Raw genomic sequence first — 11986 nt, forward strand, 5'->3', positions numbered from 1 at the left:
TCCACTTGAGTGGCCTGATATGCTGCAAATTCATCTTCTGAAAAAACTTACCAAGTTGAATCACCACTAATTATTTTATCACTATTTTTTGATAAATTAATAGGAATATTCTTTAATTTTGTCGAAAACTCTTGATGAAATAAAAAAAATCATCAATATGACAATTTGAAAACTAATTTTGTGTAAGATTATGATTTTGCTTTAAATTTTTTAAACGTTAAAATATAATACCGTTGATTGTTGGTTTGGTGTTAAACCTTTGTGTTGGTATTTTCATTTTCAGAGCTTTAAATAATTTTGAATATTAGTGAAACCCAAACCATGATAATGAATTAAGGCTTCTTTAAGACTGGATTGTAATTTACTAATCTTATTTAACTTTTGATAACTAGTATCAGGGTTTGTACTAGTTTTGGTGGAATATAGAGTAGAATTTGTTTGTTTTGCTACTAATAAATATAGTGGTTGCATATCAGAAATAATTATTGATTTTTCTTTAATTAGTTGCTTATTCATATTTTCAATAATCCATTGTTTTTGTAATCTTTTGGTATTGGTGGATTGAACAAAAATATTATTATTGCTATCAACTGCCATTTGAATACAGCATTTGGTATCAGTTGAAAATGGATCGAGATGAGTTTTTCGTTTATCAAATTTATCTTTAAAATTGCCTTTATGAATTTCTTTAATAAATGTTTCATCCATTTGGATTTGACCATTTAATTTTTTAAATTTTAACTGTGTATTTTCTAATTGTTTTGATTGCATTAATTTTTGTCGATTATATCAAGCGGTTTTTGGGGTTGTTTTAATAAAACGAGAAATTATTTTACTAGATTGTCCTAACAATGAAATTTGAATTAATAAATTTCACTGTTCATAATTTAAATGACTTCAATAAGTAAAATGATGACGAAATGCATCAAAACTAGCACGACATTTTTTACATAAATATTTTTGTTTTCCTTCGGAATTATGACCATTTTTAACACAATGAAAAGATTTGCAATTAGGACATATAATGCCTTTATCTCTAAATTTTTGATCAATTTCATTTAAACGTTTTTGTTTTTTAATTAAGTCTGCTTGTTGTTTTATTTTTTCATAAAATTCTAAAAATTGATCATCTGTTAAGCTATTTATTAATTCTGTAATTATTTTTTTCATCATTTATTTACCTCTATATATTAAAAATATACCTAATTTTAGGTATATTTTATAAATATCAAGAGTTTTCGACAAAATTAAAGGGAATATTCTTTAATTTTGTCGAAAACTCTTGATGAAATAAAAAAAATCATCAATATGACAATTTGAAAACTAATTTTGTGTAAGATTATGATTTTGCTTTAAATTTTTTAAACGTTAAAATATAATACCGTTGATTGTTGGTTTGGTGTTAAACCTTTGTGTTGGTATTTTCATTTTCAGAGCTTTAAATAATTTTGAATATTAGTGAAACCCAAACCATGATAATGAATTAAGGCTTCTTTAAGACTGGATTGTAATTTACTAATCTTATTTAACTTTTGATAACTAGTATCAGGGTTTGTACTAGTTTTGGTGGAATATAGAGTAGAATTTGTTTGTTTTGCTACTAATAAATATAGTGGTTGCATATCAGAAATAATTATTGATTTTTCTTTAATTAGTTGCTTATTCATATTTTCAATAATCCATTGTTTTTGTAATCTTTTGGTATTGGTGGATTGAACAAAAATATTATTATTGCTATCAACTGCCATTTGAATACAGCATTTGGTATCAGTTGAAAATGGATCGAGATGAGTTTTTCGTTTATCAAATTTATCTTTAAAATTGCCTTTATGAATTTCTTTAATAAATGTTTCATCCATTTGGATTTGACCATTTAATTTTTTAAATTTTAACTGTGTATTTTCTAATTGTTTTGATTGCATTAATTTTTGTCGATTATATCAAGCGGTTTTTGGGGTTGTTTTAATAAAACGAGAAATTATTTTACTAGATTGTCCTAACAATGAAATTTGAATTAATAAATTTCACTGTTCATAATTTAAATGACTTCAATAAGTAAAATGATGACGAAATGCATCAAAACTAGCACGACATTTTTTACATAAATATTTTTGTTTTCCTTCGGAATTATGACCATTTTTAACACAATGAAAAGATTTGCAATTAGGACATATAATGCCTTTATCTCTAAATTTTTGATCAATTTCATTTAAACGTTTTTGTTTTTTAATTAAGTCTGCTTGTTGTTTTATTTTTTCATAAAATTCTAAAAATTGATCATCTGTTAAGCTATTTATTAATTCTGTAATTATTTTTTTCATCATTTATTTACCTCTATATATTAAAAATATACCTAATTTTAGGTATATTTTATAAATATCAAGAGTTTTCGACAAAATTAAAGGGAATATTCTTTAATTTTGTCGAAAACTCTTGATGAAATAAAAAAAATCATCAATATGACAATTTGAAAACTAATTTTGTGTAAGATTATGATTTTGCTTTAAATTTTTTAAACGTTAAAATATAATACCGTTGATTGTTGGTTTGGTGTTAAACCTTTGTGTTGGTATTTTCATTTTCAGAGCTTTAAATAATTTTGAATATTAGTGAAACCCAAACCATGATAATGAATTAAGGCTTCTTTAAGACTGGATTGTAATTTACTAATCTTATTTAACTTTTGATAACTAGTATCAGGGTTTGTACTAGTTTTGGTGGAATATAGAGTAGAATTTGTTTGTTTTGCTACTAATAAATATAGTGGTTGCATATCAGAAATAATTATTGATTTTTCTTTAATTAGTTGCTTATTCATATTTTCAATAATCCATTGTTTTTGTAATCTTTTGGTATTGGTGGATTGAACAAAAATATTATTATTGCTATCAACTGCCATTTGAATACAGCATTTGGTATCAGTTGAAAATGGATCGAGATGAGTTTTTCGTTTATCAAATTTATCTTTAAAATTGCCTTTATGAATTTCTTTAATAAATGTTTCATCCATTTGGATTTGACCATTTAATTTTTTAAATTTTAACTGTGTATTTTCTAATTGTTTTGATTGCATTAATTTTTGTCGATTATATCAAGCGGTTTTTGGGGTTGTTTTAATAAAACGAGAAATTATTTTACTAGATTGTCCTAACAATGAAATTTGAATTAATAAATTTCACTGTTCATAATTTAAATGACTTCAATAAGTAAAATGATGACGAAATGCATCAAAACTAGCACGACATTTTTTACATAAATATTTTTGTTTTCCTTCGGAATTATGACCATTTTTAACACAATGAAAAGATTTGCAATTAGGACATATAATGCCTTTATCTCTAAATTTTTGATCAATTTCATTTAAACGTTTTTGTTTTTTAATTAAGTCTGCTTGTTGTTTTATTTTTTCATAAAATTCTAAAAATTGATCATCTGTTAAGCTATTTATTAATTCTGTAATTATTTTTTTCATCATTTATTTACCTCTATATATTAAAAATATACCTAATTTTAGGTATATTTTATAAATATCAAGAGTTTTCGACAAAATTAAAGGGAATATTCATAATTATTTCATCTCACGCATATTTTATTATATCAAAGTTTTGTTCATTTAAATAATTAATATCACTTTTTTTAAAAAATTTAAAACTATATTCATCGTTTCATTTTAAATTAATTGGGACCTTAAAATGTTCTAAAGTTCGGGCGTCTTCAACAACGATTTCGCCTTGAATTGTTGCAACAACATTAACTGCATTCAAACTTGCATGATAAGTAAGAACCCCGGTAATAAAAACATCATTTAGCGCTTTAATATTTGGTGAATAAGCTAATAATTAATCAGTAATAATTAGAGCTGTTTCAATGGTAATTATTGGTTGTTTGATCAAATCTGCTTCTGTATAAATCATTATTTTCCCCCATTTACTATTAATTTTAACAGATTTTTCCCTACAATTAATTTGATGAATAAAATTTTTTTGGAAAATTATTGTTATAATATAATTATACATTTATGTTTAAAGCGCAAATGTGTAAAAATGAGGAGCCGCCATGAAAATAATAACATGTGACAAAGAAAAACAATTAACTGAATTACAAATTCAATTAATTGAAAAGTTAAATAATGACATTCAGAGTGTTCTAGAATTAACTATCAATGAATTAGCTGACAGTCTTTTTATTAATACATCAACATTAAGTCGATTAATTAAAAAATTAGGTTTTGAAAATTATAGTAAATTCAAAGTCTGAGTTGCTGGAAAATATAATAATATTAAGGAATTTGATATCCAAGAAGATGACACAACCTTACATAATGTTATTGATAATATTTATAAGTTACATACCTATGCTTTGGATGAAACTTATCGCAATTTAAAAATAAACCAGTTAGAACAAATTATTGATACGATTCATAATAGTAACCGTATTGTTATTTGAGGAATTAGTCGTCATTCCTTAATTTGTGATAACTTAAATCTCCACTTAAATGTTTTAAAATATAATTCAACTTATTTATCAAACTATTATGCAACAATTCAAATCATTGAAACACTTGGTTCAGGAGATCTCCTAATCTTAGTTTCTAAAAGTTTACAAGATGCTGAATATCATTTTCTAATTGAAATTGCAACAAAACGTAATGTTCAAATTATTTTATTAACAATTAACAAAGAATATAAAGGTCCCCCTAATGTTCAAAAATTAACTTTAGAAAATACAGAAATTTTAAATTTCTATGTTGATAATCCTCGTTATGTTTCACGTTTAATGTTAATTAATATAATATTTGGGATGCTAATTGCCAAATACCATCCAACTCATAATGAAGAATACCAAGATTATTACTTGGCAATTGATGAATGACATGAATATGTTAAAAAAATGAAATAGAGCAATCTGTTTCATTTTTTTAACGAATTTGTAATTTTAACGTTGCTAAATTAGCTTTAATTTTATCAAATTGTTGATTAACATCTGCTTCTGTTAATTGTTTTATCATATTATTAAAAGTAAAACTAATTGTTAAAGCACGATGATTTGGCATTGTTTTTTCATCAAAATATTGGTCAATCACTTCCATTGTAACAACATCTTTTACTTCTGTTAAAATTGTTGCTTTAATATCTTGATAGTTTAATTCGTTTGGAACTCAAATTGAAATATCACGACTACTTGGGGTAAACTTATAAAGATCGGCAAAGAAAGTTCTTTTTTTTGCCAAATAATTAAAAATTACTTCAAAATTAATTTCACCAAAATAAACTGGTGATTTTAAATCATGTTCTTTACTATAGACGGGATGAACCACACCAACCACCGCTAATAATTGTTTCTCTAATCAAACTTCACTTGTTTGATATGGATGATAAACATTATTTGCTGGTGCTGGTTGATAAGTTAACATATTTAAATCAATTTGTTCACTTTCAAGATAAGCTTCTAGTAAACTTTTTATATAATAATATGAATTTGTTAATTGCTCGCCAGTTGCTTTATTTTTGACAATTTCTGTTTGACTAACAAATGCCCCATGATAATAATTTTCCCCATCATTGGCATAAATTTTTTCAACCGTAAATAATTTTATATTTTTATTATTGCGGGCATTGTTATAAGCAATACTTTCTAATAAACTATTTGTTAAACTTAAACGCATTACTTCGTGTTCTTGGGATAATGGTGATAATAAATGGTATGGTTTTTGATAACCAAAAAAGTTAAAATTTTCAATTTCCTTCGTACTAACTAAAGCATAAGTTTTTGCTTGATAAAAACCATTATTTAACAAAAATGTTTCAAAATTCTTCATTGTTTTTTCATAGGGGCGTTTTGCTTTTGCTATGTTAGGAAGAATTGGTGGCTGTGGTGTAATTTGATCATAACCAAACAAACGCGCAATTTCTTCAATTAAATCTGCTTTTTGAAAAATATCAGTTCTTGTTACGGGCGGAGTTACTAATAGTTTTTCCCCTGTTTCTTGTAAGCGAAACGCTAATGGTTCTAATAAAGTTTTAATATCTACTAACTGAAAATTATGGCCAATTAACTCGTTAATTTCAGTTAATCTAATACTAATTGGTTCAACTGCTTTTTTATATTCTTTAATAAAATTTAAAGCAGATAATTCTTCTAAAAAACCATTAATTTTTAACAAGTATAAATAACGTGATAGTCCTAACCCAACTGTAGCATAACTAAGTGGTTTAATATAACGTTGTAAATTAATATTACTAATCCCAACTTTTCGTTGTTGTTGACGCATAACGATATGATTTAAATGTAATGCTAAAACAGTAATTTCAACAGTCTTGGCACTAACAGCATACGTTGGATTTACCCGCACCCCAATTAATTCAACAAATTCATCACCATCAACAACAACTAAATCACCTTTTTTAATTGCAAAAGTGTCATTTTCATAATTATCAGTAATTTCTAAAGTTCCTTTAATTTTATTAAAATCATAAATTAATAATGGTTGTCCTGTTTCTAACGTTGTTTTAATTGCTAAATCTCCCAATGGATCAGTAACATCTGATTTATATTCATTAATTTTTAATCATACTCGTTCCGCCAGTTTTAATGGTGTTTGTTCTGCTGTCAACTTGACATTAACACTAATGGCTGATTCTACAGCAGTTGAATCTAACGTCACTTTTAATGGATTTTGATATTCTTTTAAATTCTCTGTTGATTCAAGTTCTAACGGATATAATTCACTATTAAAATAACGGGCCAATTCACGGGCCAATTCATAAGCACTTAAACAATCACTTCGATTTAAGGTTAAATCAATTTCAAATAAATAATCTGTTAAACCAATTTTTACTAAAACATCATCAGCTCCAATCATGTCATAAGAAACTTCTTTTTCATTAAAACTTAAAATAATTTCATCTTTTTCTTGGTCTGTTAAATACTTCTCAGAAATACCTAATTCACTTAACGAACACAACATTCCTTCCGAAGCGTATCCTTTAATTTGGCGTGGTTCAATTTTCATCCCATTTGCTAAAACAGCTCCTGGTTTTGCAACAACAGCATAACCATTTTCAGTTGGATTTTTAGCCCCACAAACAATTGGATCAACTAATTCTTGTGCTGTATCAACTAAGCAAAATTTTAAATGCGTGTCAGGAATTTCATTTACAACTTGGATGCGACCACAAACAACGTTACTATTACGATCAAAATTATGAGTGCGTTCAACCTCAAACCCTAAACTATTTAATGCCGCAGCAATTTCATCATTAGTAATATCTTCAAAATCAATATATTTATTTAATCATTTTCTTGTAATAATCATCATGGACCTCCTAATCAAATTTCTTAAACTGTTCTAAAAAGCGAACATCATTTGTATAAAACCGACGAATATCATCAATCCCATATTTAATCATTGCAATTCGTTCAATCCCAATCCCAAAGGCAAACCCAGTTAAATCTGGGTCTTGACCGCAAGCTTGATAAACCAAAGGATTAATCATTCCAGCCCCCATAATTTCAATTCATCCTGTTTGTTTGCAAATTGAACAACCTTGACCATGGCAATTAACACAAGTAACATCCAATTCAACCGAAGGTTCGGTAAAAGGGAAGAAACTTGGTCGTAAACGAATCTTAGTATTTTCACCGAACATTCTTTGACAAAAGTATTGAATTGTTCATTTTAAATTAGCAAAACTAGTGTGCGGAGCAATTAAAAAACCATCCACTTGCATAAATTGGTGCGAATGTGTTGCATCATCATCATCACGCCGATAAGTATTCCCTGTTGAAATCATTGCGACAATTTCATCTTTTCTTTTCATTTGCGAAATTGCACGTGCTGTCATATTTGTACAATGTGTTCGTAATAAAGTATTCTTCGTAATATAAAAGGTATCTTGCATATCACGTGCTGGATGACCAATTGGTAAATTTAACCGTTGAAAGTTATATTCATCATCTTCAACTTCGGTTCCAAAAACAATATCATAACCTAACTCTTGAAATAATTGTGAAATTTCATCAATAACTTGGTTTAACGGATGTTTTGTTGCTAATGTTAAATTATATCCCGGTAATGACAAATCAATTTTTTCTTGTTCAAACATTGCCATCGCCATTACATTTTCTAATTCGCTTTTCTTTGCTTGACATAATTCTGTTAATGTTGTTTTAATAACATTTGCTCGTTTGCCAACCGTTAAACGCTCTTCATTACTAATATCTTTCATTTTCTTTAAAAGTTCATTTAAAATTGATTTTTTCCCGAGATATTCTAATTGTAACGCCGCTAATTCAGCCGTCGTTGTTGCGGCGTTAATTTTTTCAGTTGCTGTGGTGAATAATAATTCTAATTCTTTTTCCATGGTTTTTTCCTTTCTTTTGAATGATTATTAAGTAATAAAAAACCTTGCTTATATCAAAATATAAACAAGGAATAATTACTTACGGTACCATCCTTTTTTTACTAATAAATTAGCCTTAATTACAGGTAACGAATTATTATCAAAATAATAATCCGGCTGGGATTAGCAGCTCTCCTTAGGTGAATTCCTAACCACCTAAGCAGTTATTTCCACCACCCATAACTTCTCTGTGCCTTAAGTTAGAAAGCACTACTCCTAATTCAAAGATTTAATCTGAAATTTTATAATTACATTATAACCCATTTTATTCTGTTAGTTCATTTAGTTTCCGTTTTTTTACCAAATACATTGATAATAGTCATGATAAGACTAAAATTACACTAATAATAACCCCAACTTTAACTGGTGTTTGTCAATTTAATTGTAAATTAATAACAAACTTAAACTGATGGAGAATAATATCAATTGCAAAGTACCACACTAGTAATGAAATAACATATGCTAATAAAAACATTAATAAAACACCAAAGACATAATTACCAATAATAATAAAGTTTACTTGCCGTGGTTTATATCCTAAAGCTCGCATTGTTAAAATAATTTGACTTGCTTCGTCAATTACTGATGAAGTAATTACTGCTAAAATAATAAAGATAATCATTCCATTTAAAGTTTGTAAAATTAACAAGGAATCATTTAAAACCCCTAATCCTGCTTGGGCTAATAGTTTTTGTAAAGCAATCATTTCAACATTATTAAGTCCCGTAAAAATACTAATATCAGTTCCATCACTAGTTATGGTCTGCATAATTTTTTGGAAACTATCTGTAAGATCATGGTTAAAAATATTAATTGTTAGGTTTTGTAACGTAATCTTGTAATTTTGTTTACCAGTTAATAAATCTTTTGGATTAATTTTATCATGCACCATAATTTCTTGCGAAATTACCCCATTATATAAGTCAGGAACTGGTTGCCCATAAAAATCACGGAAAAAATAACGAATAACATCAGCATTAACAAAAATATTACGACGCGTGGTATCATTCTTAATAATCCCTTTGACCACAATTGAAATATCATATGGTGTTAAAGTATTTTTAACCGTAAATTCATAGCCATCACCAATTTGTAAATTATTCAATCGTGCCATTTTTTCTGAAATTATCGCTGGAATGGTGGTGCGACTTAATGGCGTTGTTAATAAATCAGCAACAACTTGCTGATCAATTCCTTGCATTTGATAAAATTTAGCCCATATTTGGGGTTCAATTCCTTTTAAAACAAAATCATTTGTAACTGCTGTTTCATTAATGCTTGGGGTAACTGGCAAATTAATTAATGGTAATTCAGTTTGCGGATTATAATATAAGGTATTAAAAGTAAGAACCGTTTTAACTTGGCTTTGGTCAATGATTCCAGTTCAATTAACGAGATTTTTTAATCAATCTGGCGGTGACACCCCGACCATAGTTGATAAGTCATTAATAACTGACATCAAATCAGTTAAATAAACTGACTTGTTAATTGGTTGATAATCAAGCAGTTTTTTTAAAGTAGCAGGGTTCCGCGGATTTTGATGAATATCAGTTGCAAGAATATGAAAAGCAGCCAACGAAGCAGCTTGGGTTTGTTCCACATTTGCTGTTGGTACGACCTGAAAATGATTATTATTAACTAACTGTAACTTTTCTTCACCACTAGGGTTCTGATAACGTGCTGCCAGCATTAATGTATTAGGAAACTGAAACCGATGGTCAACATCTTTTTGATAAACATTGCTAAAAGATTGCACAATATCACCAAAAATATCCGAAGCATTAAATTGAATAATAAATAATAATGACGAAATAAAGAAAATAAACATTACAACTGTTCACTTTAAAAAACCTTTTAACGTAAATGCTAACTGAATTCGAAATAAAAAACTAGTTTTTTGAAAGATATGCTTAATCCCCATTACTAGAAAATTAAAACGTAATTTTCCAGCACCGTTAATTAACACTAAACTTGGCTTGCGCAAATAACTGTAAATAAACAAAAATGATAACCCGGTAAATAAGATTGGAATCACCAAAAACAACATCAGCATAAACTGTCATGGGGCATAAATTAAAGCAAATGGAATTAATAATCCTGGGGTATACAAGGTATTGACATACAACTGAATTGGAATACTAAAACAATAACCTAACGCAACCCCCAAGAACATTGTTAAAAAGAATTTTGTGGAAAAAACCCAGGATAATTCTGCTGTCCGATAACCAAATGCTTTAAAAATCCCAATTTGACGCCTGGTTTTATTAATTTCCTTTTTCATTGTATAGTTAATAAAAACAAAACCTAAAAATAATAAGACACTACCAACAGCACTATACAAAATAATTTGAATGTTAATGTTTTGTGTTTGCGTTGCAATATAACCATCATCATAAGCAACTAATGTTGTTGTTGGATTGATATAAGCTTGATGCAAATCATTTTTTAAGGTTAGAATTGCTTCTGAGGCATTTAACTTAACTAAAGCTTTTTGTGACACTCTAAATTTAGTAATCCCTAATTCACCTTTTGCATTAGCATCAGCTAAAGTGCTAATCATAGTTGGGGTTGTAAATAAAACGCCATACTGACGAATATCATTATTATTTGTTGGTCGTAACCCGCCACTTGTTCCGGTAATAAAATTATCTAATTTATTTCCAATTCCAACGATTTTTAAACTAAATTCTGGTTTAGTTGGAATAATAGCAATCATATCACCAATTTTAAACTTATTTTGTTCAGCAAATAAACTACTAATAACAACTTCATTATCTGCTGTTGGTAAACGCCCTTGGTATAACTTTAATTGGTTAAAATTAACATTACCCCCACCATTGGCTAAATTTGGAACAACTGCAGCAGTAATTGCAAAATTATAATTTGGTGTAGTTTGTTGTGTAATTGATATTGTTTCAAAAACACCAGCTGAATATGCTGCTGGCATTGTTTGAGTGAATAACCTTGTCAATAATTCTTTACTTTGATTATAATCATATTTTTTAAAATACGATCAGGCAATTGGATTAATACCGTCAATGTTGGTCTTTGTGCCACGACTTGCTTCAATTTCTCCAAGTTTATTTATAATTTGCCCATAACGACAATTCTTTTGTAATGCAGGGTTCGAGACAGATGCACAAGTGGCTTCCGTTGCTTTTCATCAGATACTATTAAGATCTAAAATTGGTTGGTTTGTTTCACCAGTTACTTTAATTTTATGATTATTTTTATCAATAAATTCATTATGTAAATAATAGTTTTCAATAAAGTTGTCATTATATTCATCTGGTGCACCAACAAAAAAATAATCTCATTTTTGAGAAGTGCTAGTTAAATCATTATATTTTAGTTTATATTGTAATACCCCAGATAAAATCCCGGCAATCGTCGCAATAATAATAATTACAAACAAAATTAAACCTGTGGCTTCAATTCAGTTTTTAAAATATGATTTTAAGTAACTTTTTAAAATTTGACGCATAATGTCTCCCCGTTGAATCGTATTTTTGCCCTAATTTTTTTTATTATATCAAGGAATAATATAATTATTTTAATATAACAATAAAAAATAGGTCCATTTT

Annotated in this window: 8 protein-coding genes; 1 reads left to right on the forward strand and 7 read right to left on the reverse strand. The window is 27.7% G+C overall.

Features of this window, described 5'->3' with window-relative positions:
• Positions 1 to 210 precede the first annotated feature (210 nt).
• The 4 genes from AACK91_RS01855 to AACK91_RS01870 all read right to left on the reverse strand — a co-directional run bounded on the left by AACK91_RS01855 (position 211) and on the right by AACK91_RS01870 (position 3764).
• Positions 211 to 1173: an IS1/IS1595 family N-terminal zinc-binding domain-containing protein gene (locus tag AACK91_RS01855; protein WP_338963247.1), complete on the reverse strand. Its 963-nt coding sequence runs from the start codon at positions 1171 to 1173 to the stop codon at positions 211 to 213.
• A 188-nt stretch (positions 1174 to 1361) separates the two neighbouring features.
• Entirely contained in the window at positions 1362 to 2324 is a 963-nt protein-coding gene (locus AACK91_RS01860; RefSeq protein ID WP_338963247.1) for an IS1/IS1595 family N-terminal zinc-binding domain-containing protein, read from the reverse strand.
• Positions 2325 to 2512: 188 nt separating this feature from the next.
• Complete coding sequence (locus AACK91_RS01865; protein ID WP_338963247.1) at positions 2513 to 3475, reverse strand: IS1/IS1595 family N-terminal zinc-binding domain-containing protein; 963 nt, start codon at positions 3473 to 3475, stop codon at positions 2513 to 2515.
• Positions 3476 to 3521: 46 nt separating this feature from the next.
• Positions 3522 to 3764, reverse strand: a complete 243-nt coding sequence (locus tag AACK91_RS01870; protein WP_338963665.1) for a hypothetical protein — start codon at positions 3762 to 3764, stop codon at positions 3522 to 3524.
• Positions 3765 to 4056: 292 nt separating this feature from the next.
• On the opposite strand from AACK91_RS01870, the gene AACK91_RS01875 reads away from it, so the two are divergent.
• Positions 4057 to 4899, forward strand: a complete 843-nt coding sequence (locus tag AACK91_RS01875; protein WP_338963666.1) for a MurR/RpiR family transcriptional regulator — start codon at positions 4057 to 4059, stop codon at positions 4897 to 4899.
• Between the two features lie 19 nt (positions 4900 to 4918).
• On the opposite strand, the gene pheT is transcribed toward AACK91_RS01875, so the two are convergent.
• The 3 genes from pheT to AACK91_RS01890 form a co-directional block, all read right to left on the reverse strand.
• On the reverse strand, positions 4919 to 7318 hold the full coding sequence (gene pheT, locus AACK91_RS01880) for a phenylalanine--tRNA ligase subunit beta (RefSeq protein WP_338963667.1): 2400 nt from the start codon (positions 7316 to 7318) through the stop codon (positions 4919 to 4921).
• A gap of 7 nt (positions 7319 to 7325) precedes the next feature.
• Positions 7326 to 8363 (reverse strand): phenylalanine--tRNA ligase subunit alpha, encoded by a 1038-nt coding sequence (gene pheS, locus AACK91_RS01885; protein ID WP_338963668.1) that lies wholly within the window; start codon positions 8361 to 8363, stop codon positions 7326 to 7328.
• A 304-nt stretch (positions 8364 to 8667) separates the two neighbouring features.
• The gene (locus AACK91_RS01890) at positions 8668 to 11886 is read right to left on the reverse strand and encodes an ABC transporter permease (protein WP_338963669.1); all 3219 of its coding nucleotides are present in this window, start codon (positions 11884 to 11886) and stop codon (positions 8668 to 8670) included.
• Between the last annotated feature and the right edge of the window lie 100 nt (positions 11887 to 11986).

Source organism: Spiroplasma endosymbiont of Sarcophaga carnaria, assembly GCF_964019595.1.
Taxonomy (GTDB): Bacteria; Bacillota_I; Bacilli_A; order Mycoplasmatales; family Mycoplasmataceae; genus Spiroplasma; species Spiroplasma poulsonii.